Here is a 26,702-nt window from a genome sequence, read left to right on the forward strand (position 1 = left end):
ATTATTTGCCTCCTTCCTCAGTTTTCTTCTTCGTTGGAAGGACCTCTCCCTTATAAATCCATACTTTTACGCCTAGCTTACCATAAGTAGTGTCAGCTTCAGCCGTTGCATAGTCGATATCTGCACGAAGAGTATGAAGAGGTACTGTTCCTTCGCTGTAATGTTCAGAACGAGCGATATCTGCTCCGCCTAGACGGCCTGATACCATTGTTTTGATTCCTTTAGCGCCTGCACGCATAGCACGCTGGATCGCTTGCTTTTGAGCACGACGGAAAGAAACACGGTTTTCTAATTGACGGGCGATGTTTTCTGCTACTAGTTTAGCTTCAACGTCCGCTCTTTTGATTTCAAGGATGTTAATGTGAACACGTTTGCCAGTAAGTGCGTTAAGGGCTTTACGAAGTGCTTCGACTTCAGTACCACCTTTACCGATTACCATTCCTGGCTTAGCAGTGTGAACTGTTACATTTAAGCGGTTTGCAGCACGCTCAATTTCAATTTTAGAAAGAGAAGCATCGCGCAAGCGCTTAGTGATGTACTCACGAACTTTAATGTCTTCGTGTAAAAGATCAGCGTAGTCTTTACCTGCGTACCATTTGGACTCCCAATCACGGATGACACCGATACGCAAACCGACTGGATTTACTTTTTGACCCACTAATTATCCCTCCTTCTTTTCTGATACAACGATTGTAATGTGGCTTGTGCGCTTGTTGATTGCACTTGCACGTCCTTGTGCACGTGGGCGGAAACGCTTGAGAGTTGGACCCTCATTTGCGAACGCTTGAGATACAACAAGGTTGTTTACATCCATTTCGTAGTTATGCTCTGCATTTGCAAGTGCAGATTTTAGTAACTTTTCAATGATTGGTGAAGCAGCTTTCGGGGTGAGTTTTAAAATCGCCACCGCTTCGCCAACTTGCTTTCCTCGAATTAAATCTAGTACTAAACGAGCTTTACGAGGAGCAATACGAACTGTATTAAGAACAGCTTTTGCTTGCATTAGGATAGCCTCCTCTCATTAACGTCTTGTTTTCTTATCGTCACTGGCATGGCCTTTATATGTGCGAGTTGGAGCGAATTCTCCAAGCTTATGGCCTACCATGTCTTCTGTCACATATACAGGCACGTGTTTACGACCGTCATAAACGGCAATAGTGTGTCCGATGAATTGCGGGAAGATCGTTGAGCGACGGGACCAAGTTTTTACAACCTGCTTACCCTCAGTCTCATTAAGCTTTTCGATCTTTTTAATTAAATGATCATCAACAAAAGGTCCTTTTTTTAAGCTGCGACCCATGATTGAACCTCCCTTCGTGATTGTCCTACGGCTCTTTTGAACCGTAGCTCAATCCCGTTATTTTTTACGACGACGTACAATAAACTTGTCGGATTTATTTTTCTTCTTACGAGTTTTGAATCCAAGAGTTGGTTTACCCCATGGAGACATAGGTGACTTACGTCCGATTGGAGAACGACCTTCACCACCACCGTGTGGGTGATCATTAGGGTTCATTACAGAACCACGAACTGTTGGGCGCTTGCCTAACCAACGTGAACGTCCTGCTTTACCAATGTTGATAAGTTCATGTTGTTCATTTCCAACTTGACCAACAGTTGCACGACACTCAGAAAGAATCATACGTACTTCACCTGAGTTCAAGCGAATAAGAACGTATTTGCCTTCTTTACCAAGTACTTGTGCACTTGTACCAGCTGAACGGACTAATTGTCCACCCTTACCTGGTTTAAGTTCGATGTTGTGAACAACAGTACCTACAGGAATATTAATTAGTGGTAACGCATTACCTACTTTAATATCTGCTGTTGGGCCGGACATAATTTCCATTCCAACTACTAGGTTTTTTGGTGCTAGGATATATCTTTTTTCACCGTCTACATAATTGATTAACGCAATGTTTGCGGAACGGTTTGGATCATACTCAATCGTGGCAACGCGTCCAGGAATGCCATCTTTGTTACGTTTGAAATCGATGACACGGTATTGACGCTTGTGGCCGCCACCTTGATGACGAACAGTTAACTTACCTTGGTTATTACGGCCGCCTTTTCTATGCAACGGAGCAAGTAAGGATTTTTCCGGCTTGTCAGTAGTGATTTCAGCGAAATCAGACGCTGTCATGTTACGACGACCATTGGAGGTAGGTTTGTACTTTTTAATCGCCATGTTATTCCCTCCTCTTCTATTTAATTAGACTTCGAATAATTCGATTTCTTTGCTGTCTTGAGATAACGTAATGATAGCTTTACGACGCTTATTTGTATAGCCGCCAAATTTACCCATACGCTTAAACTTACCTTTATAGTTCATGATGTTTACGTTCTTAACTGTAACACCGAAGATTTCCTGAACTGCATCTTTAACTTGTGTTTTGTTCGCTCTAACATCAACTTCGAAAGTGTACTTCTTCTCAGCCATTAAGTCAGATGAACGTTCAGTGATTACGGGGCGCTTAATGATATCGCGTGCATCCATTATGCAAGCACCTCCTCTACTTTTTCAACGGCTGCTTTAGTCATGATTAACTTGTCATGATTTAAAACATCCAATACATTGATTCCTTCAGCGGAAACAACAGTGATTCCAGGAATGTTACGTGCAGAAAGAGCTACATTTTCATCTAGAGAAGCAGTAACGATTAATGCTTTCTTTTCGATTGAAAGACCCTTTAATACACTTGCAAATTCCTTAGTTTTTGGTGCATCAAAGCTTAAGCTTTCAAGCACAAGGATTTCTTCTGCAACTACTTTTGAAGAAAGTGCAGATTTGATTGCTAAACGACGTACCTTTTTAGGTAGTTTATAGCTATAGCTGCGTGGAACTGGTCCAAATACTGTACCACCACCGCGCCATTGTGGAGAACGAATCGATCCCTGACGGGCACGTCCTGTACCTTTTTGACGCCATGGCTTACGCCCACCGCCTGCTACTTCAGAACGAATTTTTGTTTTGTGAGTTCCTTGGCGTAAGGAAGCTCTTTGCGCAACAACCGCTTCAAACATTACATGGTTGTTTGGCTCGATACCAAAGACAGAATCATTAAGTTCTACGTCGCCAACTTGTGATCCAGCTTGGTTAAATAATGCTACTTTAGGCATTCCTTTTTCCTCCTTTCTCTAAACGTTACTTCGCTTTTACCGCACTTTTAATTTTTAGTAATGCTTTTCTAGGACCAGGAACGTTTCCTTTAATTAATAGAAGGTTGCGTTCTTCGTCAACTTTTACGATTTCTAAGTTTTGAACTGTAATCTGTTCTCCACCCATACGTCCAGGTAATAATTTACCTTTGAATACACGGTTTGGAGCAACAGGACCCATTGAACCAGGGCGACGGTGGTAACGAGATCCGTGAGCCATTGGTCCACGTGATTGTCCGTGGCGTTTGATAGCACCTTGGAAACCTTTACCCTTTGAGATTCCTGTAACATCCACTAATTCGCCTTCAGCGAATAAATTAACTTTGACTTCCTGACCAACTTCATATTCTGCTAAGTTAACTCCGTTGATTTCACGTACGAAGCGCTTAGGAGTAGTATTAGCTTTAGTCGCATGGCCCTTCTCTGGCTTGTTAGAAAGCTTTTCACGCTTATCTTCAAAACCTAGTTGGATTGCCTCGTAGTTATCAGTTTCAGCATTTTTCACCTGAAGGACAACGTTTGGAGTCGCCTCTACAACTGTTACCGGGATAAGATCACCGTTCTCAGCAAATACTTGAGTCATACCAATCTTTCTTCCTAAGATTCCTTTGGTCATTAGTCACACCTCCTACATAGTTTATATTTATCTAATTATAATTTGATTTCGATATCAACGCCTGATGGTAAGTCTAAACGCATTAATGAATCAACTGTTTGCGGTGTTGGGTTCACAATATCGATTAGACGTTTATGCGTACGCATTTCGAACTGTTCACGAGAATCTTTGTACTTATGAACCGCACGAAGAATTGTGTAAACATTCTTTTCAGTTGGAAGCGGAATCGGTCCTGATACAGCTGCCCCAGAACGTTTCGCCGTTTCAACAATCTTTTCTGCAGACTGATCTAGAATCCTATGATCATACGCCTTTAAACGGATACGAATTTTTTGTTTTGCCATTATTTTCCCTCCTTTTCGCCTATTTTGAAATAGACATTCTCCGCGAAAATTTCCCACACACTCGCCATGGCAAAGCGGCCGGGTGTGTCGGCAACCTTCCGCATCATCGCAGTCGAAGACCAACATTGTCTATTATACAGAAAAACAATTGCATTTGCAACACTTAATATGTTTTCCTGCATGCTTAGCACACTTTTACTATTATAGTGCCTAGTTCTAAGGATTTCAAGTCTAGTTTCTATTATTTGAAGGATTTATTCACAGCAACTCTTACCAATTCATCATAAACTCTCCAAGTTGTAGCATATTGCTATATAAATGTTTGATTTACTGTGATTAAACAATCAATTTTTGGTCCAATTAAACCATGTTTCTTCTATATAAACAGGGTGTGAACGGTCTTAGTTAGTCATGCATATATGGTTTGGAGTATCCCGCCAGTAAAACCTATAAAAACAAACACAATTCCTATATGCGTTACCAATGATATTTTCAATGGCTTTAACGGATGTAAAACCATTGAATAAAAAGACATCCAGGAGGCAATCAGGAGGCAATCAGAAGCCACTTATTCATCCCCGAGAAGATTTGGAAGGCCTACAGAAGATCTTCATCGTTTTGAAAATGGGAAGCCATAATTCCATTAACGCCGAAAGAAACTAAACTTGAGAAAATGGACATAAAAAAAGACTGATGAGTCGTCACTCATCAGTCTTTTAACAAGAGAATATTACTCTTGAATGCTTGCTACAACGCCTGCGCCTACTGTACGTCCACCTTCACGAATAGAGAACTTAGTTCCTTCTTCGATTGCGATTGGAGAGATAAGCTCAACAGTCATTTCGATGTTATCACCAGGCATAACCATTTCTACACCTTCAGGAAGGTTACAGATACCAGTTACGTCAGTTGTACGGAAGTAGAACTGTGGGCGGTAGTTTGTGAAGAATGGAGTATGACGTCCACCTTCTTCTTTAGATAAAACATAAACTTCTGCTTTGAAGTTTGTGTGTGGAGTGATTGAACCTGGCTTAGCAAGTACTTGTCCACGTTGGATATCTTCACGAGCAACCCCACGAAGAAGTGCACCGATGTTGTCACCAGCTTCAGCATAATCAAGAAGCTTACGGAACATTTCTACACCAGTTACAGTTGTAGATTTTGGCTCTTCAGCAAGACCGATGATTTCGATAACGTCACCGACTTTAACTTGTCCACGCTCAACACGTCCAGTAGCAACTGTTCCACGACCTGTGATTGAGAATACGTCCTCAACTGGCATCATGAAAGGCTTTTCAGTGTCACGCTCTGGAGATGGAATGTACTCATCAACAGCAGTCATAAGTTCAAGAACTTTTTCTTCCCACTCAGCTTCTCCTTCAAGAGCTTTAAGAGCAGAACCTTTGATAACTGGGATGTCATCGCCAGGGAAATCATATTCAGAAAGAAGGTCACGAACTTCCATTTCAACTAGTTCAAGAAGCTCTTCGTCATCTACCATGTCACACTTGTTCATGAATACAACAAGGTAAGGAACACCAACCTGACGAGAAAGTAGGATGTGCTCACGAGTTTGTGGCATTGGACCATCAGCTGCAGAAACAACTAGGATTCCGCCGTCCATTTGCGCAGCACCAGTGATCATGTTTTTAACATAGTCAGCGTGTCCTGGGCAGTCAACGTGTGCATAGTGACGGTTAGCAGTTTCATACTCAACGTGAGAAGTGTTGATTGTGATTCCACGCTCTTTTTCTTCTGGAGCGTTATCGATTTGATCGTATCCGCGTGCTTCTCCGCCACCAGCTTTTGAAAGAACTGTAGAGATTGCAGCAGTTAGAGTTGTTTTACCATGGTCAACGTGACCGATTGTACCGATATTTACGTGTGGCTTAGAACGATCGAATTTAGCTTTTGCCATTTTAGGAGTCCTCCTTATTATTAGAAAAGTTAAGTATATTTTAGGCTATGAAAAGGGGGATACCCTCCTCATAGCTATGGCTTACATAGTAGTTATACTTGATTAAACGATGAAAATCAATTATTCACCTTTATTTTTTTTGATGATTTCTTCAGAAACAGATTTAGGAACTTCTTCGTAGTGGTCGAAGTGCATTGAGAATACACCACGTCCTTGAGTACTTGAACGAAGAGCTGTTGCATAACCAAACATTTCTGAAAGTGGAACCATCGCACGAACTACCTGTGCGTTACCACGAGCATCCATACCTTCAACTCGTCCACGACGAGCAGTGATCATACCCATGATATCTCCAAGGTATTCTTCAGGGATAACAACTTCGACTCTCATGACTGGTTCAAGAATAACCGGTTTACATTTTGAAGCAGCATTCTTAAGTGCCATTGAAGCAGCAATTTTAAACGCCATTTCAGAGGAGTCAACGTCATGGTATGAACCGTCGTATAGTCTTGCTTTAATATCAACTAATGGATATCCAGCAAGTACACCACGATCAAGTGAATCTTCTAAACCAGCTTGTACAGCAGGAATGTATTCACGAGGAACAACCCCACCGACAATACCATTTTCGAATTCGAAGCCTTTTCCTTCTTCATTAGGAGAGAATTCAATCCAAACGTGTCCATATTGTCCACGTCCACCAGATTGGCGAGCGAATTTACCTTCTACCTGAGCTGAACCACGGAAAGTTTCACGGTAGGCAACCTGAGGTGCACCCACATTTGCTTCTACTTTAAATTCACGTTTCATACGGTCAACGATGATGTCCAAGTGAAGCTCACCCATACCCGCGATGATAACTTGTCCAGTTTCCTGGTCAGTATGCGCACGGAATGTAGGATCTTCTTCTTGAAGTTTCTGCAGTGCAGTAGTCATCTTATCTTGGTCAGCTTTTGATTTTGGTTCAACAGAAAGCTGGATAACTGGCTCTGGGAACTGCATAGATTCTAGAATAACTTCAGATTTTTCATCACATAAAGTATCGCCTGTAGTTGTATCTTTTAAACCTACTGCTGCAGCAATATCTCCTGCGTACACAGTTGAGATTTCCTGACGGCTGTTTGCATGCATCTGTAGGATACGACCAACACGTTCGCGTTTACCTTTTGTTGAGTTCTTTACGTATGAACCAGCATCAAGTGTTCCTGAGTACACACGGAAGAACGTTAATTTACCAACATAAGGGTCAGTCATAACTTTAAATGCCAATGCAGAGAATGGCTCGTTATCATCTGGATGACGCTCAACTACTTCTTCAGAATCAGGTAGATGACCTTGAATCGCAGGTACATCTAATGGTGATGGAAGGTAGTCAATAACGGCATCTAGCATTAACTGAACACCTTTGTTTTTAAATGCTGAACCACAGATTACTGGATAGAATTCAACGTTTGTAGTACCTTTACGGATTGCAGCTTTGATTTCTTCAGTCGTTAACTCTTCTCCGCCTAGGTATTTTTCCATTAATTCTTCATCTAATTCTGCTACCGCTTCAAGAAGTTTTTCACGGTATTCATCAGCTAGTTCTTTGTATTCTTCAGGAATATCACCTTCAGTGATTTCTGTACCAAGGTCATTTGCGTAGAATCTAGCGTTCATTTCAACTAAGTCGATAATTCCGCTGAATTCATCTTCAGCACCAATAGGAAGCTGAATAGGGTGTGCATTTGCTTGTAGACGATCATGGATTGTACCTACAGAGTATAAGAAATCCGCACCTAGTTTATCCATTTTATTTACGAAAACTACGCGTGGTACTCCATAAGTAGTAGCCTGACGCCAAACTGTTTCTGTTTGCGGTTCTACACCAGATTGTGCATCAAGTACAGCAACTGCACCATCAAGTACACGAAGGGAACGTTCAACTTCTACTGTGAAGTCTACGTGTCCCGGTGTATCAATGATATTTACGCGGTGTTCTTTCCATGAAGCTGTTGTAGCAGCAGAAGTAATCGTGATACCACGTTCTTGCTCCTGCTCCATCCAGTCCATCTGAGAAGCACCTTCGTGTGTTTCGCCGATCTTGTGGATTCGACCAGTATAATAGAGGACACGCTCTGTTGTTGTTGTTTTACCAGCATCAATGTGAGCCATAATCCCTATATTACGTGTTCTTTCCAAGGAGAACTCTCTTGCCATTGGGTATTTCTCCTTCCTTGTATGAGTGTTTTAGTTTTGAAGATTATCCTACCAGCGATAGTGAGCAAATGCTTTGTTTGCTTCAGCCATCTTGTGTGTATCTTCGCGCTTTTTAACAGCAGAACCTGTGTTGTTAGCAGCATCTAGGATTTCGTTAGCTAAACGCTCTTCCATTGTCTTCTCTCCGCGTAGACGGGAGTAGTTAACCAACCAACGAAGACCAAGAGTTGTACGACGGTCTGGACGCACCTCAACTGGTACTTGGTAGTTAGCACCACCTACACGGCGTGCTCTTACTTCTAGTACTGGCATGATGTTCTTAAGTGCTTGATCGAATACTTCGATTGCATCTTTTCCAGAACGCTCAGCGATGATATCAAAAGCAGAGTATAAAATCTTTTGAGATTTACCTCTCTTGCCATCAACCATCATTTTGTTAATTAAACGAGTAACTAACTTTGATTTGTAAATCGGATCAGGTAAAACGTCTCTTTTTGCAACTGGACCTTTACGTGGCATTATATTTCCTCCTTTCAGAAAGGGTGTAATTTGTTGTTATTATTTCTTAGGTGCTTTAGGACGCTTCGTACCGTATTTAGAACGACCTTGCATACGGTTGTTTACGCCTGCAGTATCAAGTGCTCCACGAACGATGTGGTAACGTACCCCTGGTAAATCCTTTACACGTCCACCACGGATAAGAACAACACTGTGTTCTTGTAAGTTGTGGCCAATACCAGGAATGTAAGCTGTTACCTCGATTCCATTTGTCAAACGCACACGAGCATATTTACGAAGCGCTGAGTTTGGCTTCTTCGGTGTCATTGTACCAACACGTGTACATACACCACGCTTTTGTGGAGATGTAAGGTTAGTTTGCGCCTTCTTGAAGCTGTTGTAGCCTTTGTTAAGCGCTGGTGATTTAGATTTTTCCTCGGCAGATTTACGAGGTTTGCGTACTAATTGGTTAATTGTAGGCATTGTTTTTCCTCCTTTCATTTCTTTGGTAGACCCACACATCCAGGTGGTTCATTTTTTGCTAAAAAACAAAGTCCTTGCAGTGACTCACCACAAAAACAGTTTTTACAATAGTTATACGACACAGCAGCTCCAGGATCTGTCTTGCAGGCTTCCCTGACCTTATATCTACAAAGTGTCAGTTAAGTAGGAGCACCTTTGCTATATTAGCACCTCATTCATAAGATGTCAACATTATATTCATTTTTTTAAATAAAATGGATATGCTTTATTTAAAATGCGGTACTTCCTTTAAGTTGGAAGTACCGCACTTTTAATTGAGGTTACTCAACAGGTACTGCATCATCTGGTGTTTCATCCACCAAAATTGGCTCTGCCTTGCGGTATCTTTGCATACCTGTTCCAGCAGGGACAAGTTTTCCGATGATAACATTTTCCTTTAACCCTAGAAGTTCATCGCGCTTACCTTTGATGGCTGCATCAGTAAGAACCCTAGTTGTCTCCTGGAAGGATGCAGCTGATAGGAATGAGTCAGTTTCTAGGGAAGCTTTCGTAATACCTAGAAGAACCGGACGTCCTGTTGCTGGCAATTTTCCTTCAAGTAATGCTCGGCGGTTAGCGTCAGTAAACTGATGGATTTCAAGCAGTGTGCCTGGTAGAACCTCGGTCTCACCTGCATCGACAACCCTAATTTTCCTCATCATCTGACGAACCATTACTTCAACGTGCTTATCGCCAATTTCTACCCCTTGCATACGGTAAACCTTTTGTACCTCACTAAGCAGGTATTCTTGGACAGACTTCACGTCTTTTACTCTTAATAGCTCTTTCGGATCAATTGAACCTTCAGTTAGTTCCTGACCACGTGCAACTTGACTGTTCACAGCTACTTTTAATCTTGCTGTATATGGAGCGTTATACGTACGCGATTCTACTTCACCTTGAACGATAATTTCATGCTGGCGATCACGACCCTCGTTAATACCAACAACTACTCCACTGATTTCAGAAATGACCGCTACCCCTTTAGGGTTACGCGCTTCGAAAATCTCCTGAATACGAGGTAGACCTTGGGTAATATCGTCTCCAGCAACACCACCAGTATGGAATGTACGCATCGTTAACTGTGTTCCTGGTTCACCGATAGATTGAGCGGCAATAATACCAACTGCTTCCCCAACCTCAACTTCTTGACCAGTAGCCAAGTTACGTCCGTAACACTTCTTACATACACCATGGCGCGTATTACATGTAAAGGCAGAACGAATCCAAACTTCCTCAAATCCAGCATTAACAATTTCCAGTGCTAAATCCTCAGTAATAAGGTCATTTTCCCTTAAAATTATTTCATTTGTCTCAGGGTGTTTTACAGTTTTTCTTGAATAACGACCAATCAGTCTTTCTTCAAGAGCTTCGATGACCTCCGTTCCATCTTTCAATGACGAAACATTTAGTCCACGGTCAGTTCCACAGTCATCTTCACGGACAATGACATCCTGTGCCACATCAACAAGACGACGAGTAAGATAACCAGAGTCAGCTGTCTTAAGGGCTGTATCAGCAAGACCTTTACGGGCACCGTGAGTTGAAATAAAGTATTCCAATACTGTAAGTCCTTCTCGGAAACTTGATTTGATTGGTAATTCGATAATACGTCCAGCCGGGTTGGCCATGAGTCCTCGCATCCCAGCAAGCTGGGTAAAGTTTGATGCGTTACCACGCGCTCCGGAATCACTCATCATAAAGATTGGATTCGTTTTACTCAAGGATTTCATCAACTTAGATTGGATTGTATCTTTCGCTGCACTCCAAATGGAGATTACACGATCATAACGTTCATCTTCAGTAATCAAACCACGTCTGAACTGTTTCATGACATTGTCAACTTTGGTTTGAGCATCATTAATGATTTCTTCTTTTTCACGAAGAACGACGATATCTGATACACCAACCGTAATACCAGCTTTAGAAGAATATCTGAAACCTAAATCCTTCATACGGTCTAGCATTTTTGAAGTTTCAGTGATTTGGAATTTCTTGAAGACTTCAGCAATGATATTCCCTAGGATTCCCTTTTTGAAAGGATCGACTAACTCTCTTTCCTTAAAGACGGCCTTAATATCCGTTCCTTTACCAACAAAATATTTTTCAGGAGTTTTTTCTTCAAGATTTGTTTTAGTCGGCTCATTAATATATGGGAACGAAATTGGTAAAATTTCATTGAAAATAAGCTTACCAACCGTTGTCAACAGAAGTTGAGTATTTTGCTCTTCCGTAAACGTTTGGTTACCTAATGATCCGGCATGAACAGCTACTCTTGTATGAAGGTGAACATAGCCGTTTTGATAGGCAATCAACGCTTCGTTCCTATCCTTGAAAATCATTCCTTCACCAACTGCACCATCGCGTTCCAAAGTTAAATAATAGTTACCAAGAACCATATCCTGGGACGGAGTTACAACAGGCTTACCATCTTTAGGGTTCAAGATGTTTTGAGCTGCAAGCATGAGCAAACGAGCTTCTGCTTGTGCTTCGGCAGAAAGTGGTACGTGGACAGCCATTTGGTCACCATCAAAGTCTGCGTTATAAGCAGTACAAACAAGCGGGTGAAGACGAATCGCACGACCTTCTACTAATGTAGGTTCGAATGCTTGGATTCCCAATCTATGAAGCGTTGGGGCACGGTTCAGTAATACCGGATGTTCTTTAATCACATCTTCTAAAACATCCCACACTTCTGGCTGAACTCTTTCAATTTTACGTTTGGCCGATTTAATATTATGAGCAAGTCCTTTTTGAACCAACTCTTTCATTACAAACGGCTTGAAAAGCTCAAGTGCCATCTCTTTAGGAAGTCCACACTGATACATTTTAAGATTAGGACCAACTACGATAACCGAACGACCTGAATAGTCTACACGTTTACCTAGTAGGTTTTGACGGAAACGACCTTGTTTCCCTTTCAACATATGAGAAAGAGACTTTAATGGACGATTTCCCGGTCCAGTTACAGGACGGCCGCGACGACCATTATCGATAAGGGCATCTACCGCTTCTTGAAGCATCCGTTTTTCGTTTTGTACAATGATACTTGGCGCACCTAGATCAAGCAAACGCTTAAGGCGGTTGTTCCGGTTAATAACCCTGCGGTATAGATCATTCAAGTCAGAAGTCGCAAAACGACCACCATCAAGCTGAACCATAGGGCGGAGTTCTGGTGGAATAACTGGTAGGACATCAAGAATCATCCAAGACGGTTCATTTCCAGAATTACGGAATGCTTCTAAAACCTCTAACCGTTTAATCGCACGTGTACGACGTTGTCCCTGGGCAGTCTTTAGCTCTTCCTTTAATCCCTCAACATCTTTATCAAGGTCGATATCAGATAGAAGCTTTTTAATCGCTTCAGCACCCATTGCTGCTTGGAATTTATTGCCGTACTTATCCTTATAGGCACGATATTCCTTTTCAGAAAGTAACTGTTTTCTCTCAAGAGCCGTGTCGCCTGTATCCGTTACTACATATGAAGCAAAGTAAATAACTTCTTCAAGTGCTCGCGGTGACATATCAAGGACAAGACCCATTCGGCTAGGAATTCCTTTAAAATACCATATGTGGGAAACAGGTGCTGCTAATTCAATATGACCCATACGCTCACGACGGACTTTTGCACGTGTAACTTCAACGCCACAACGGTCACATACTACACCTTTATAACGAACTCGCTTGTACTTACCACAATGACATTCCCAATCTTTTGTTGGGCCGAAAATGCGTTCACAAAACAGGCCGTCTTTTTCCGGTTTTAATGTTCGGTAGTTAATAGTTTCTGGCTTTTTAACTTCACCAAATGACCAAGAACGAATCTTATCTGGTGAAGCAAGGCCAATCTTCATGTATTCAAAATTATTGACATCCAGCAAGGGGCCTACCTCCCTTTTAATCTAGGGTTAATCCCTTTAATGAGAGCGGAAGCACTTTTGGCAGCTCCTAGAGTCTAGACGCCCCCTATTCCTATTAAAAAGGTGTTTTTTCACCTTCATGAAGAGTGGGTTATGACTCGAGAAGCTAAGCGCTACAACTCGGGCAATATGAAAGCGGAAGCGCTTAGGTTGATTCCACAAATCTTGACGCCCCTATAAAAGGTATTCTTTACCTTCATGTAGGGGTTGGCTTTGACTTGTGGAGCCAAGCGCTATAGCTAGACACTACAAAAGTGGAGTGATGCCAAACAGCCTTGCTAGCTATCTGGCTATCACACCAACTATCGTTTCTTTTATTCCTTTGTACCTACTTTTTCCGAATCAGAACCTTCAGTCTCAGGAGCAATCGTCAAAGTTTCAGCGTGCTGTAATTCTTCATCTTCATCGAAGTCTCTCATTTCGATTTCCTTTTCATCACCTGAAAGAATCTTAACATCCATACCCAGACTCTGAAGTTCTTTCATTAATACTTTGAAAGATTCAGGAACACCTGGTTCAGGAACATTCTCGCCTTTAACAATTGCCTCGTATGTTTTAACACGTCCGACAACATCATCAGACTTCACTGTTAAAATTTCTTGAAGCGTATAAGCAGCACCGTATGCTTCAAGCGCCCATACTTCCATTTCTCCGAAACGCTGACCACCAAACTGTGCTTTACCACCAAGTGGCTGTTGCGTAACAAGTGAGTAAGGGCCGGTCGAACGAGCATGAAGCTTATCATCAACCATGTGTGCAAGTTTAATCATGTACATAACACCAACAGAAACACGGTTGTCGAATGCTTCACCAGTACGACCATCATAAAGGACTGTTTTTGCATCACGTGCCATACCAGCTTCTTCAATGGTAGACCAAACATCTTCTTCACGTGCACCATCAAATACAGGTGATGCTACATGGATGCCAAGGTACCTTGCTGCCATTCCTAAATGAAGCTCAAGCACCTGTCCGATATTCATCCGCGATGGAACACCCAGTGGGTTTAGCATGATATCAATTGGTGTACCATCAGGTAAAAACGGCATATCCTCTTCAGGAAGAATACGAGAGATTACCCCTTTGTTACCGTGTCGTCCAGCCATTTTATCCCCTTCAGAAATTTTTCGCTTCTGAACAATATAAGCGCGGACTAATTGGTTAACACCTGGTGGAAGTTCGTCGCCATCTTCACGATTGAAGACTTTAACATCTAGTACAATACCGCCGCCACCATGTGGGACACGCAACGAAGTGTCACGTACTTCTCTTGCCTTTTCTCCGAAGATTGCATGAAGTAAACGTTCTTCTGCCGTCAATTCAGTAACCCCTTTTGGTGTTACCTTACCTACAAGTAGATCTCCATCTTTTACTTCTGCACCAACTCTGATAATTCCACGTTCATCAAGATTACGCAAGGCATCTTCACCGACATTTGGAATATCACGAGTAATTTCTTCAGGTCCAAGTTTTGTATCACGAGACTCTGACTCGTATTCTTCAATATGGATAGATGTATAAACATCATCCTTCACTAAACGCTCACTCATGATGATGGCATCTTCATAGTTATAGCCATCCCAGTTAATGAAGCCTACAAGCACGTTTCTTCCTAGTGCTAGTTCTCCAGCCTCCATCGATGGACCATCAGCAAGAATTTCCCCTTTAGTTACACGGTTGCCAACACTCACAATTGGGCGTTGGTTGTAACATGTACCTTGGTTTGAACGGATGAATTTTTGCATCTTGTATTTATCAAGGTCACCTTTAACTTCTTGACCATCTACTTCTGTAATACGACGCACCCAAACTTGACGTGCTTCAACATGTTCAACGATTCCTTCGTGCTTACAAATGACAGCAGCACCAGAATCCTTCGCTGAAACGTGCTCCATCCCTGTACCTACTCTAGGCGCTTCCGGCTGCATTAATGGCACAGCCTGACGTTGCATGTTCGCACCCATTAGAGCACGGTTAGAGTCATCGTTCTCAAGGAATGGGATACACGCTGTCGCAGCAGAAACAACCTGTTTTGGAGATACGTCCATGTAATCAATGCGTTCACGTCGAACGACTGTGTTCTCACCACGGAAACGTGCGACAACCATATCGTCAAGGAAATCTCCTTCTTCAGATAGTTTCGCATTTGCCTGAGCCACAACATAGTTATCTTCTTCATCTGCAGTTAGGTAATCAAAGTGGGATGTTACCTTACCTGTTTCAGGGTCGACACGGCGGTAAGGCGTTTCAATAAACCCAAAACGATTCACCTTTGCAAAAGAAGAAAGGGAGTTAATCAAACCAATGTTTGGACCTTCTGGTGTTTCGATCGGACACATACGACCATAGTGTGAATAGTGAACGTCACGGACTTCAAACCCTGCACGCTCACGTGTTAAACCACCAGGCCCTAATGCTGATAAACGTCTCTTATGTGTTAGTTCTGCCAACGGATTCGTTTGATCCATAAACTGAGAAAGCTGAGAACTACCAAAGAACTCCTTAATAGAGGCAATTACAGGACGAATATTAATTAACTGCTGTGGTGTAATTGTGTTTGTGTCTTGAATTGACATTCTCTCACGAACCACACGTTCCATTCTAGAAAGACCGATACGGAACTGATTCTGTAAAAGTTCACCAACAGAGCGTAGACGTCTGTTACCTAAGTGGTCGATATCATCTGTATCGCCGACACCATGCAATAAATTAAAGAAATAACTAATTGAAGCAATAATATCTGCTGGTGTAATATTTTTAATTTGCTCCTCAACATAGGCATTGCCGATGATGTTAATGACTTTTTCTCCTTCGTCATTTGGAGCGTAAATCTTAATTGACTGAAGTTGGATATCTTCTTCAACAACGCCACCAAACGGATTATGCGTTTCAAAGCCGACATTCTTTTCAAGACTATCAAGAATTTTGTCTAGAGTTCTACGATCAAGGGTTACACCTTGCTCTGCAATAATCTCGCCTGTTTCAGGGTCAACTAAAGTTTCAGCTAACTTTTGCCCAAAAAGACGATTTTTAATATGAAGCTTCTTATTAATCTTATAACGACCTACATTAGCTAGGTCATAACGCTTCGGATCAAAGAATCTTGAGACAAGGAGACTCTTAGCGTTATCAACGGTAGGGGGTTCACCCGGACGAAGACGCTCATAGATTTCGAGCAACGCTTTCTCAGAGCTCTCTGTATTGTCTTTTTCAAGTGTATTGCGGATGTACTCGTTATCTCCAATTAAATCAATGATTTCTTGGTCAGATCCGAAGCCAAGAGCACGCAAAAGAACCGTAACAGGGAGTTTCCTCGTACGATCTATCCTAACGTATACAACATCCTTCGCATCAGTCTCGTACTCAAGCCATGCTCCACGGTTAGGAATAACAGTAGCAGAGTATCCTTTTTTTCCGTTCTTATCCATTTTCGCACTGAAATAAACACTAGGAGAACGTACTAACTGGGATACGATAACCCTTTCAGCACCATTAATAACAAAGGTACCAGTTTCTGTCATAAGTGGGAAATCCCCCATAAAGACATCCTGATCCTTTACTTCTCCAGTTTCTTTATTGACAAGACGGACCTTCACCCTTAATGGAGCAGAGTATGTAACATCTCTTTCTTTTGATTCATCTACTGGATACTTTGGCTCGGCAAGACTATAATCAATAAACTCTAGCGATAAGTTCCCAGTAAAATCTTCAATCGGGGAAATATCCTGAAACATTTCCCGTAGTCCCTCATCCAGGAACCATTGATAGGAAGCTGTTTGAATTTCAATTAAATTCGGCAGTTCCAAAACTTCACTGATGCGCGCGTAGCTTCTCCGCTGGCGGTGTCGTCCATACTGAACTAGTTGACCTGTCAACTGATTCACCCCTCAAATCAAGCGTAATTATTCCATTATTCTTGTACTTCATTGATACTATTTTCATAAGACAAAAAGAAAAAGGGTTTTCAAGTTTAAAAACCACATTTCCTAGGCGTACATTATTTTGTTAGTTTTCCCCATACACGCTAAAATATACTTAATAAGTTTATTTTTAGCAATTGAAAAGAAAACTAATCTATGGCATTTTATAATGTTATCATAGCAGATTTTCAACGTCAACTTTTTTTGCTTTTAGAATAAAATAGCCCTTTTTCTTCTCGACTATCTCGACCTCACCAAACATTGACTCAAGTTTATCAATTGCAGAAGCCGCACCCTGTTTCTTCTGAATAACAACCCATAATTCTCCCGAAGCCTCAAGACGATCAAAACTCTGCTCAAAAATTTCATGAACAACACTTTTGCCCGCTCGGATAGGAGGGTTCGTTAAGATTGCATGAAACTGATTCCCAACTACCTGTAAAAGGCGATCACTTTCATAAATCTTGACGTTTTCAACCTGATTTAAGACTGCGTTTTCCTTTGCAAGGTCAATCGCCCTCTGGTTAACATCAACCATATGGACAGTCGCATCCGGATAACTCTTTGCCAAAGATAAACCAATTGGTCCATAACCGCAGCCAACATCTAAAATGAGACTATCATTCTTTTCAATTTGAAAAGCTTCTATTAACAATCGAGAACCGAAATCGACTTCATTCTTTGAAAATACTCCACGATCTGTTTTAAACCGAAAGGATTTTCCCCTAAGCTTAAAATCCCAAATCATAGGATTGCTTTTCACTTCCGGATTCTTAGAATAGTAATGATTTGACACGATATCCACCACCTATAAAAAGCATGACCATTTCTAGAAGTTCTCATTCTACTTTTATAAATAAACAGCTAAAAAAAGCTCGCTAGATAGCGAGCTTTCTTCATTGTTTAATTACTTAACTTCTACGTTAGCGCCAACTTCTTCAAGCTTAGCTTTAAGCTCTTCAGCTTCTTCTTTAGCAATGCCTTCTTTAAGTGGTTTTGGAGCGTTATCAACAAGTTCTTTTGCTTCTTTAAGCCCAAGACCAGTGATTTCACGTACAACTTTGATAACCTTGATTTTTTGATCTCCAGCAGAAGCTAGGATTAGATCAAATTCAGTTTGCTCAGCAGCAGCGTCTGCAACAGCGCCACCCATTACAGCTACAGGAGCAGCTGCAGTTACGCCAAACTCTTCTTCGATTGCTTTTACTAAATCGTTTAGTTCTAAAACAGTCATAGATTTAACTGCTTCAATGATTTGTTCTTTAGTCATTGTTAATTTCCTCCTTAAGGTTGGTTGAGTTTTTTATTTTTTTAACGGTAGCTTAGCTTACGCGCCTTGTTCTTCTTTTTGTTCTGCAACTGCCTTTGTAGCAAGAGCAAGGTTGCGGATAGGTGCTTGAAGCACGCTGAGTAGCATAGATAGTAAACCTTCGCGAGACGGTAGTTCAGCAAGAGCCTTAACGTCTTCAACGGAAGCGACATTTCCTTCAATGACACCCGCTTTAATTTCAAGCGCTTCGTTTTTCTTAGCGAAATCGTTAAGAATTTTCGCAGGAGCAACAACATCTTCCGTGCTGAATGCAATTGCGTTAGGGCCTGTTAATACTTCATTCAGACCAGCAAGATCAGCTGCTTCAGCTGCACGGCGAGTCATAGAGTTTTTATAAACTTTGAACTCAACGCCTGCTTCACGAAGCTGTTTACGAAGTTCAGTTACTTGACCTACAGTTAAACCACGGTAGTCAACAACGATTGTTGATTTACTAGCTTTTAACTTATCGGCAATCTCGTCAACTAGTTGTTTCTTTATTTCGATAACACTGCTCATCTTTACACCTCCTGTAGATTTATCTACACTCATACCGGTCAATAAAAAAACCTCCATGTCTTTACAGGCAGGGAGGTTTGTATACAATAGTGAATCAGTAATTCTATCGTATGACCTCGGCAGGAAATTAAGCGGTTAAGCACCTGCTGTCTGCGGTACAAATGTTATTCTATTATCACAACAAGATACATTATATTAAATGTAACTCAGAATGTCAATTGGAATTATTTTGCATTAACGGTTGAAGGATCAACTTTAACGCCAGGTCCCATTGTTGTAGATACAGCAACGTTCTTCATGTATGTTCCTTTAGCAGCTGCAGGCTTAACTTTCATCATCGTTTCAAAAATTGTGTTGAAGTTTTCAACAAGCTTTTGATCTTCGAAAGAAACCTTACCAATTGGAACATGGATGTTTCCAGCTTTATCAACGCGGTATTCAACTTTACCAGCTTTGATTTCATTAACAGCTTTAGTCACATCAAAAGTAACAGTGCCTGTCTTAGGGTTTGGCATTAAACCTTTTGGTCCTAATACGCGACCTAATTTACCCACTTCACCCATCATGTCAGGTGTTGCTACGATTACATCAAACTCGAACCAACCTTGTTGGATTTTGTTGATGAACTCAGAATCACCCACATAATCTGCACCAGCAGCTTCTGCTTCTTTTGCTTTTTCACCTTTAGCGAATACTAGAACGCGTTGAGTTTTACCAGTTCCATTTGGAAGCACAACTGCTCCACGGATTTGCTGGTCAGCTTTCTTAGGGTCAACTCCTAAGCGAAATGCTGCTTCAACAGTTGCATCAAATTTAACAACACTTGTTTTTTTCGCAAGTTCAATAGCTTCTGAAACAGAGTATGCTTTTGTGCGATCTACTAGTTTCACGGCTTCTTGATACTTTTTACCTTTTGTAGCCATATTTATTTCCTCCTATAATGTGGTTTTAGCGGAATTTCCTCCCACTCAGAAAGGCGAAGGCGCCTCGGTCAGCTCCGACAGGCATAAGGCAAGCCGGCATAAAGGTTGTTCTTTAACCTTAATGACGGATTGACTTATGACCCGAGGAGCTAGGCGCCGCAGCCAGACATCTAGAAAAGTCCATCACTCAATTGCGATAGACTATAATTTCGAACAAAGTAAAGGTTGCGAGAGAAACTATTCATCATCGCAACCCCTACATTTCCTGCATCAGCAATTAGTCTTCAATCGTGATACCCATGCTGCGGGCAGTACCTTCGACCATGCGCATTGCTGCTTCAACGCTTGCAGCGTTTAGGTCAGGCATTTTCTGTTCCGCAATCTCGCGCACTTTGTCACGCTTGACTGTTGCTACTTTATTACGGTTTGGTTCACCAGAACCAGACTGAATTCCAGCTGCTACTTTCAAAAGAACGGCAGCAGGGGGAGTTTTCGTAATAAATGTAAATGAACGGTCTTCAAATACCGTGATTTCAACAGGAATAATCAAGCCAGCTTGATCAGCTGTACGTGCATTAAATTCCTTACAGAATCCCATGATGTTCACACCTGCTTGACCTAGTGCAGGACCAACCGGTGGCGCTGGGTTTGCTTTACCAGCAGGGATTTGTAATTTTACAATTTTAATTACTTTTTTAGCCACGAGACACACCTCCTTAAAGTCCGTGATGTGGTAATAGGGTGTTCCCCTCCCACTCAGTTCAGTCTTTATCCTCTTAGATAAAGAACATATTATATGTTTGTCCCATATACGAGACATACTGACCTATGAAATATTACCACTTATCGTTTTTAATTTCAAGTTATAATTTTTTTATCTGTGAAAATTCCAGTTCAACTGGGGTATCCCTACCAAACATGTTAACTAGTACTTTAAGCTTGCCTTTGTCTTTATCTATTTCTTCTATTGAGCCAGTAAAGTTCGTAAATGGACCTTCACTTACTTGTACTGTTTCACCCAATTCAAAGTCGATGTCCACGCGGCGTTCTTCAACACCCATGCGTTTTAGGATCATGGCCACTTCGTCTGGAAGTAAAGCTGAGGGCTTAGAACCGTGTCCTGATGATCCGACAAATCCTGTTACCCCTGGTGTATTTCGAACAACATACCAAGAGTCATCCGTCATAACCAATTCAACTAAAACATAACCTGGAAACGTCTTTCTCTTAACAACCTTCTTTTTTCCATTTTTGATATCTGTTTCTTCTTCTTCCGGAACAACAACACGGAAAATTTTATCCTGCATACCCATTGACTCAACACGCTTTTCAAGATTTGTCTTTACCTTATTCTCATATCCTGAATACGTATGTACAACATACCAATTCTTTTCCATCACAGAGGACTTAAGCGTCCGTCCCTCCCTCTTTTTTCAGCAAACAAAAAACCCGTTATCCGGGTTTTAAAAAAACTTCCTGCGTTATTCTCCATTATACCATGAGAACGCATAGGTTATTCAAGGATTAAACGAATCAATTCAGAAAACCCGAGGTCTACAACAGTAAAAAATAGCGCCATAAAGATGACGGTCGTTAAAACTACAATTGTATAACGAAATAGTTCCCTACGTTTAGGCCAACTAACCTTCCTCATTTCACGAGCTACTTCTGGTAAAAACTTAGTGATGCGCATTTTGTAACCTCCAACTTGTAAATAGCGAGCAATCTATTAATAAGGCTGTTTTCGTAAAGATTGTTGTTAAAATCCTAAAGCCGATTTTAACACAGAAAAAGTTATTTATCAGGTAAAACTAATAGAAGAATCCTATTTTATCTCAGGGAGTAACAAACTTTGAGAAAAGAGCTATTATTAAAGTTATTTTGTTTCCCGATGAACTGTATGTGCATTGCAGTTCTTACAGAATTTTTTTAACTCACGACGCTCTGTTTGATTTTCGCTACTACTTGTGGTGGTATAGTTGCGTGTCCCGCATTCTGCACAAGCAAGCGTTATCTTATTCTTCATCATACACCTACTAATTTATGTCTTTAAAACTTTATCATGTCCTGAAGGTCGGTGTCAATAACTGTCGAATTGGATTGAAGGCTGTATTATGACTATTCCTTGTTAATTCTATGGCGTGAACTCTCTCAATTCAACGTGCTTTTCCAGTTTCCTCTTTACCCGTTGAAGAGCGTTATCGATTGATTTCACATGTCTGTTTAACTCTTCAGAAATTTCCTGGTAGGACTGACCATCTAAATAAAGGGCGAGTACCTTTCGTTCCAGGTCACTTAAAAGTTCCTCCATCTGGATTTCTATCCGATCAAATTCTTCTTGGTTAATGAATAACTCCTCTGGGTCCATGACTTTTGCTCCTGAAAGGACATCCATTAAGGTCCTATCTGATTCTTCATCATAGATTGGTTTGTCTAAGGAGACATATGAATTAAGTGGGATATGCTTTTGTCTGGTAGCCGTTTTAATTGCGGTGATAATTTGCCTGGTAATACATAATTCAGCAAACGCCCGAAATGAAGCAAGCTTGTCCTCTTTAAAGTCGCGAATCGCTTTATAGAGCCCAATCATGCCTTCTTGGACGATATCCTCTTTATCTGCACCAATTAAAAAATAGGATCTAGCCTTTGCTCGTACGAAGTTTCGATATTTATTGATTAAAAAATCAAGCGCCTCACTTTCACCATTATGAACCGCTTCTACTATTTCTTCATCTTCTAACTCTACATACTTCAAGGACTTTTTCGTTCCGAAATCAGCATTCACCAAGATCCCCCCACCGGACTTTTCCATGGATAGAAATATTATACAGCAGGAATTTTTTAGGCGTCAACCTAGTTAATTTCCACCACGGCGCCATTTTTCAAATAATTCAGCTACCTCATCACTAAGTGGGATTCTACTAACAGGCTTTTTTTTCTGGATTGTTTGCACCTTTTTTTCAATTTTCCGTTCCATAACACTCATTTCTGTGTACAGTTCTCGTGCTGATTTTCTTAAAGCACCCTGTCCAAATATCGCCCATTGTTCTGTAAAATCAGATGTAGCTACATGGATTTGAGTTTTACGATTGCTAAGGTCTATTGCCAACTTTTCAATTCGCTCATCAGCCGTCTCATTTTCCCGGGTATAAATGACATCTACTTGATGATTCTTATATCTCTGCTCCGTACCTTGAACATAATGAGCATCAAAAACAATAATCACGCGATACCCTGTATAGGCCTTATATTCTGCCATTTTCTCAACAAGAAGATCCCTTGCCGCTGCCAAGTCCTTCATTTTCAATGCTCGTAATTCCGGCCAAGCCCCGATAATGTTATATCCGTCTACAAGCAGGATGTCCATCTTACTGCCCTAGGGGATTACGTTTGCGGTAAACCTCATACATCAATAAGGCCGCTGCAACAGAGGCATTTAAGGATGTAACCTTGCCTACCATTGGAAGCCGTAGAAGAAAATCGCATTTTTCTCGAATGATTCTGCCCATTCCCTTTCCTTCGCTACCAATGACTAGTGCTAGCGGCATCGTTCCATCAAAAGCACGATAGTCTTCCTTACCAGCTGCATCTGTACCCGCCACCCAGATACCGCGTTCTTTTAATTCATCTATTGTTCTGGACATATTCGTGACCCTTACAACAGGGATATGTTCAATCGCGCCTGTCGAAGATTTAGCAACCGTTGCCGTCAAGCCAACAGCCCTTCTTTTCGGAATAATTATCCCGTGTGCTCCAGAAGCGTCGGCTGTTCTCATAATAGAACCAAGATTATGTGGATCCTCAATCTCGTCTAGCAACAGGAAAAATGGTGTCTCATTCCTTTTTTCTGCTACTGAGAATAAATCATCTAATTCCGCATACTCATATGCTGCCACTTGGGCAATGACCCCTTGATGACTACCTTCGTACATCTGATCCAGTTTCTTCTTCGGAACAAACTGGACAATCACATTTTCCTCTTTTGCTAATCCAATTACCTGCTGCATCTGCCCACGTTGGGAACCTTCTGCAATTAAGATCTTATTAATATCGCGGTGTGATTTGAGTGCCTCGATAACTGGGTTTTTTCCACCGATATATTCTTCGCTCATGATGAACTTCCTCCCTCGTCAATAATTGCAAAAGCGGCCTCAATTAATTCGTCTAGGCGCTTTTCGTTTCCCCCTAGGAACAGATATCCTATTAGTGCTTCAAATGCGGTGCTGTAGCGGTAGGTTTGTACATCTGTGTTTTTCGGGACTGACCCTGATTTAGCGTTTCTCCCTCTCTTGACCACAGCTATTTCTTTTTCTGATAAAAGCTGGTTTTCGATAAAGGCATGGATGATGTTCGCCTGTGCTTTAGCGGAAACATAACGCGTTGCCTCTTTATGAAGTTTATTTGGCCTTACCCTACCGCTTTGAAGGAGGTGAAGCCGCACATATTTTTCAAATACGGCATCACCCATATAAGCTAGAGCCAGGCTGTTCAACTGCTTTTCATCAACCTTTTGACTATATGAAAGCATTCACTATCCTCTTTTCCATCTCGTACCTTGCGCTGTGTCCTCTAGGATGATGTTCATTTCTTTTAACTGAGCACGAATCTCATCAGCTAGCTTAAAGTCTCGATCCTTCCTAGCTTGTATCCTCTTTTCAATCATTGCTTCAACTTCTTCATCAAGAAGTTCTTCTGCTGCTAGCGACAACCCGAAAATATCAAATAACAATTCAAATTCATCTAAAAAGCTTTTAATGACTACCTCGGCTGTATTTTTCTCCAACAGATACAGATTGGCAAGCTTTGATAGCTCAAAGAGTACGGATATACCATTAGCTGTATTAAAATCATCATCCATCTCTTTTACAAACTGTTGATGAAGATCTGTGATCTTATCTAACCATTCCTGATTATTTGTCGTTAAGTTTGTGCTAGCGCCCGAACGATGCTTCAGGTTTTGATAGGATGTTTTTAACCTCTCAAAAGCGGCCTTTGTATTCTCTAATAGCTCGTCACTATAGTTGATTGGATTACGATAATGTACAGATAGCATAAAAAACCTTAACACTTGCGGGTCGTGATTCTTAATAATATCGTGAACTAATACGAAGTTCCCTAGTGATTTAGACATCTTTTCATTATTAATATTAATATATCCATTATGCATCCAATAGCGTGCAAACGATTTGCCTGTTAGTGCTTCTGATTGGGCAATTTCATTTTCATGGTGCGGAAAAGCTAAGTCCTGACCACCAGCATGGATATCAATGGTATCTCCTAAATATCGCTTTGCCATTGCCGAACATTCAATATGCCAACCTGGTCTTCCTTCTCCCCATGGACTTTCCCAGGAAATTTCCCCTTCCTTTGCCTTTTTCCACAGAGCAAAGTCTAAAGCATCCTGTTTCTTCTCACCAACTTGAATTCGAGCTCCAATTTTCAATTCATCAATGGATTGATGAGATAACTTTCCATATTCAGGGAATTTCCTTGTACGAAAATAAACATCCCCATTAGATTCATACGCATAATCTTTGTCAATTAGTGCTTGAATAAACTCAATAATTAGATCCATTGTCTCTGTAACTCGTGGATGTACATCGGCGCGTTTACAGCCCAATGCCGTAATATCTTCAAAATAGGCATCGATGAAGCGATTAGCGATGGTAGGAACATCTTCTCCAAGTTCGTTTGCTGCACGAATTAATTTATCATCAACATCAGTGAAATTAGAGATATACCTTACATCGTAACCTCTATACTCAAGGTAGCGGCGAACCGTATCAAACACAATCGGTGGTCGCGCATTTCCAATATGAATATAGTTATAAACGGTCGGGCCACATACATACATCTTTACTTTCCCTTCTTCAAGGGGAACAAACTTTTCCTTCTGACGAGTCAAGGTGTTATATATTTGAATTGACATTCACTTTACTCCTTTCTTCCTTTAATCCATTAAGCTCTTGTTGAAGCAATTGAATCTCAATTTCCATCGCTTTAAATCGATCATAAATTGGATCTGGAAGATCTGAATGATTTAAGTCCTTCTTGATTTTTACCCCATCCTGAATGACAACACGGCCCGGTACCCCAACGACGGTTGAGTTTGGCGGAACGTCCTTTAATACCACAGAGCCGCCACCGATTTTGGAATTCTCACCAATCGTTATTGACCCTAAAACCTTAGCCCCAGTTGCTATAAGGGCATTGTCCTTCACAGTAGGGTGGCGTTTTCCCTTCTCTTTACCTGTTCCTCCCAATGTCACACCTTGATAGATGGTGACATTATCACCAATCTCGCAAGTTTCCCCAATGACCACTCCCATCCCATGGTCAATAAATAACCGGCTTCCAATCTTCGCGCCCGGATGTATCTCAATTCCGGTAAAAAATCGGCTAATTTGTGAGATGATTCTAGCAATAAAATAAAGCTTTCTCTTGAATAAGGCATGCGCTAGTCGGTGAGACCAAATGGCATGCAAACCAGCATAGGTCAGGATTACCTCTAACCGGCTTCTGGCAGCTGGATCCTGGTCAAATACAACTTCAATGTCTTCTTTCAGCATTTTAAACATGTTTACCATCCCCCAGTATTTCCAAAAATGCAAAAGCGTAAGCGGCTCAAGTCCTTATGTGAGCTCGAGCTGGGTGCCGGAAAAACCTGACCCAATTTCCCTTAAACAATAAAAAAACGCCTCTGTCAAATGACAGAGACGCTTGGTGCGCGGTTCCACTCTGTTTAAGCCCTGAAATAGAGCCTCAACTTTACCTGTTAACGGGAGGACCCGCCCTGAACTACTTAGAACATTTCCGTTCATACAGGGGCTCCGAGGTGCATTTTCAAAAAGCGAG

Annotated in this window: 28 protein-coding genes and 2 other annotated features (1 of these 30 cut by a window edge); all 28 genes read right to left on the reverse strand. The window is 41.3% G+C overall.

The genetic code is table 11. The annotated features are described in order from the left end of the window. Nucleotide 1: 1 nt before the first annotated feature. Nucleotides 2–658 carry a 30S ribosomal protein S3 gene (gene rpsC, locus BMX30_RS20030; RefSeq protein ID WP_090749667.1) on the reverse strand — a complete coding sequence of 219 codons (657 nt, stop codon included), beginning with the start codon at nt 656–658 and terminating at the stop codon, nt 2–4. A gap of 3 nt (nt 659–661) precedes the next feature. Then, nucleotides 662–1,003: a 50S ribosomal protein L22 gene (gene rplV / locus BMX30_RS20035; protein WP_090749669.1), complete on the reverse strand. Its 342-nt coding sequence runs from the start codon at nt 1,001–1,003 to the stop codon at nt 662–664. Between the two features lie 18 nt (nt 1,004–1,021). Then, complete coding sequence (gene rpsS / locus BMX30_RS20040) at nt 1,022–1,300, reverse strand: 30S ribosomal protein S19 (RefSeq protein WP_090749671.1); 279 nt, start codon at nt 1,298–1,300, stop codon at nt 1,022–1,024. 57 nt (nt 1,301–1,357) lie between these two features. After that, a complete protein-coding gene (gene rplB / locus BMX30_RS20045) occupies nt 1,358–2,188 on the reverse strand; it encodes a 50S ribosomal protein L2 (protein WP_090749672.1) in 831 nt (276 codons plus the stop codon). Between the two features lie 24 nt (nt 2,189–2,212). Continuing rightward, the gene (rplW, locus tag BMX30_RS20050; protein ID WP_090749674.1) at nt 2,213–2,497 is read right to left on the reverse strand and encodes a 50S ribosomal protein L23; all 285 of its coding nucleotides are present in this window, start codon (nt 2,495–2,497) and stop codon (nt 2,213–2,215) included. Further along, on the reverse strand, nt 2,497–3,120 hold the full coding sequence (gene rplD / locus BMX30_RS20055) for a 50S ribosomal protein L4 (RefSeq protein ID WP_090749676.1): 624 nt from the start codon (nt 3,118–3,120) through the stop codon (nt 2,497–2,499). Before rplD ends, rplW begins: the two co-directional genes overlap by 1 nt. Before the next feature lie 25 nt (nt 3,121–3,145). Next, complete coding sequence (rplC, locus tag BMX30_RS20060) at nt 3,146–3,775, reverse strand: 50S ribosomal protein L3 (protein WP_090749678.1); 630 nt, start codon at nt 3,773–3,775, stop codon at nt 3,146–3,148. Nucleotides 3,776–3,810: 35 nt separating this feature from the next. Continuing rightward, nucleotides 3,811–4,119 carry a 30S ribosomal protein S10 gene (rpsJ, locus tag BMX30_RS20065; RefSeq protein ID WP_066102989.1) on the reverse strand — a complete coding sequence of 103 codons (309 nt, stop codon included), beginning with the start codon at nt 4,117–4,119 and terminating at the stop codon, nt 3,811–3,813. 730 nt (nt 4,120–4,849) lie between these two features. Continuing rightward, nucleotides 4,850–6,037 (reverse strand): elongation factor Tu, encoded by a 1,188-nt coding sequence (gene tuf, locus BMX30_RS20070; protein WP_090749680.1) that lies wholly within the window; start codon nt 6,035–6,037, stop codon nt 4,850–4,852. Nucleotides 6,038–6,157: 120 nt separating this feature from the next. Further along, a complete protein-coding gene (gene fusA / locus BMX30_RS20075; protein ID WP_090749682.1) occupies nt 6,158–8,236 on the reverse strand; it encodes an elongation factor G in 2,079 nt (692 codons plus the stop codon). Between the two features lie 48 nt (nt 8,237–8,284). Beyond that, nucleotides 8,285–8,755 (reverse strand): 30S ribosomal protein S7, encoded by a 471-nt coding sequence (gene rpsG / locus BMX30_RS20080; RefSeq protein ID WP_090749684.1) that lies wholly within the window; start codon nt 8,753–8,755, stop codon nt 8,285–8,287. A gap of 39 nt (nt 8,756–8,794) precedes the next feature. Next, nucleotides 8,795–9,217, reverse strand: a complete 423-nt coding sequence (rpsL, locus tag BMX30_RS20085; RefSeq protein ID WP_090749686.1) for a 30S ribosomal protein S12 — start codon at nt 9,215–9,217, stop codon at nt 8,795–8,797. 320 nt (nt 9,218–9,537) lie between these two features. Next, nucleotides 9,538–13,137 (reverse strand): DNA-directed RNA polymerase subunit beta', encoded by a 3,600-nt coding sequence (rpoC, locus tag BMX30_RS20090; RefSeq protein WP_090749688.1) that lies wholly within the window; start codon nt 13,135–13,137, stop codon nt 9,538–9,540. Between the two features lie 353 nt (nt 13,138–13,490). Continuing rightward, on the reverse strand, nt 13,491–17,051 hold the full coding sequence (gene rpoB, locus BMX30_RS20095; protein ID WP_090749690.1) for a DNA-directed RNA polymerase subunit beta: 3,561 nt from the start codon (nt 17,049–17,051) through the stop codon (nt 13,491–13,493). A 220-nt stretch (nt 17,052–17,271) separates the two neighbouring features. Continuing rightward, nucleotides 17,272–17,892 (reverse strand): class I SAM-dependent methyltransferase, encoded by a 621-nt coding sequence (locus BMX30_RS20100; protein WP_090749692.1) that lies wholly within the window; start codon nt 17,890–17,892, stop codon nt 17,272–17,274. 111 nt (nt 17,893–18,003) lie between these two features. Beyond that, complete coding sequence (gene rplL / locus BMX30_RS20105; protein ID WP_090749694.1) at nt 18,004–18,366, reverse strand: 50S ribosomal protein L7/L12; 363 nt, start codon at nt 18,364–18,366, stop codon at nt 18,004–18,006. 57 nt (nt 18,367–18,423) lie between these two features. After that, entirely contained in the window at nt 18,424–18,924 is a 501-nt protein-coding gene (gene rplJ / locus BMX30_RS20110; protein WP_090749696.1) for a 50S ribosomal protein L10, read from the reverse strand. Nucleotides 18,925–18,959: 35 nt separating this feature from the next. Then, nucleotides 18,960–19,098: a sequence feature (ribosomal protein L10 leader region), on the reverse strand. A gap of 50 nt (nt 19,099–19,148) precedes the next feature. After that, the gene (gene rplA, locus BMX30_RS20115) at nt 19,149–19,847 is read right to left on the reverse strand and encodes a 50S ribosomal protein L1 (protein ID WP_090749698.1); all 699 of its coding nucleotides are present in this window, start codon (nt 19,845–19,847) and stop codon (nt 19,149–19,151) included. A gap of 277 nt (nt 19,848–20,124) precedes the next feature. After that, the gene (rplK, locus tag BMX30_RS20120; RefSeq protein WP_139195424.1) at nt 20,125–20,550 is read right to left on the reverse strand and encodes a 50S ribosomal protein L11; all 426 of its coding nucleotides are present in this window, start codon (nt 20,548–20,550) and stop codon (nt 20,125–20,127) included. Between the two features lie 160 nt (nt 20,551–20,710). Beyond that, nucleotides 20,711–21,244, reverse strand: coding sequence for a transcription termination/antitermination protein NusG (nusG, locus tag BMX30_RS20125; RefSeq protein WP_090749702.1), 534 nt, complete (start codon nt 21,242–21,244; stop codon nt 20,711–20,713). 116 nt (nt 21,245–21,360) lie between these two features. Continuing rightward, nucleotides 21,361–21,540, reverse strand: a complete 180-nt coding sequence (gene secE / locus BMX30_RS20130; protein ID WP_090749704.1) for a preprotein translocase subunit SecE — start codon at nt 21,538–21,540, stop codon at nt 21,361–21,363. A 183-nt stretch (nt 21,541–21,723) separates the two neighbouring features. Next, a complete protein-coding gene (gene rpmG / locus BMX30_RS20135; protein WP_090749706.1) occupies nt 21,724–21,873 on the reverse strand; it encodes a 50S ribosomal protein L33 in 150 nt (49 codons plus the stop codon). 108 nt (nt 21,874–21,981) lie between these two features. After that, on the reverse strand, nt 21,982–22,632 hold the full coding sequence (gene sigH / locus BMX30_RS20140; protein WP_090749708.1) for an RNA polymerase sporulation sigma factor SigH: 651 nt from the start codon (nt 22,630–22,632) through the stop codon (nt 21,982–21,984). Between the two features lie 72 nt (nt 22,633–22,704). After that, on the reverse strand, nt 22,705–23,214 hold the full coding sequence (locus BMX30_RS20145) for an NYN domain-containing protein (protein WP_090749710.1): 510 nt from the start codon (nt 23,212–23,214) through the stop codon (nt 22,705–22,707). Nucleotide 23,215: 1 nt separating this feature from the next. Continuing rightward, nucleotides 23,216–23,959 carry a 23S rRNA (guanosine(2251)-2'-O)-methyltransferase RlmB gene (rlmB, locus tag BMX30_RS20150; RefSeq protein WP_090749712.1) on the reverse strand — a complete coding sequence of 248 codons (744 nt, stop codon included), beginning with the start codon at nt 23,957–23,959 and terminating at the stop codon, nt 23,216–23,218. Continuing rightward, on the reverse strand, nt 23,956–24,375 hold the full coding sequence (locus tag BMX30_RS20155) for a Mini-ribonuclease 3 (protein ID WP_090749714.1): 420 nt from the start codon (nt 24,373–24,375) through the stop codon (nt 23,956–23,958). Before BMX30_RS20155 ends, rlmB begins: the two co-directional genes overlap by 4 nt. 3 nt (nt 24,376–24,378) lie before the next feature. After that, nucleotides 24,379–25,776, reverse strand: a complete 1,398-nt coding sequence (cysS, locus tag BMX30_RS20160; protein WP_090749716.1) for a cysteine--tRNA ligase — start codon at nt 25,774–25,776, stop codon at nt 24,379–24,381. After that, nucleotides 25,757–26,425 (reverse strand): serine O-acetyltransferase, encoded by a 669-nt coding sequence (cysE, locus tag BMX30_RS20165; RefSeq protein ID WP_090749718.1) that lies wholly within the window; start codon nt 26,423–26,425, stop codon nt 25,757–25,759. Before cysE ends, cysS begins: the two co-directional genes overlap by 20 nt. A gap of 131 nt (nt 26,426–26,556) precedes the next feature. Beyond that, nucleotides 26,557–26,702: a binding site (T-box leader), on the reverse strand; it runs 79 nt beyond the window's last position.

The sequence above is a fragment of the Mesobacillus persicus genome (assembly GCF_900109925.1).
Lineage (GTDB): Bacteria > Bacillota > Bacilli > Bacillales > Cytobacillaceae > Mesobacillus_B > Mesobacillus_B persicus.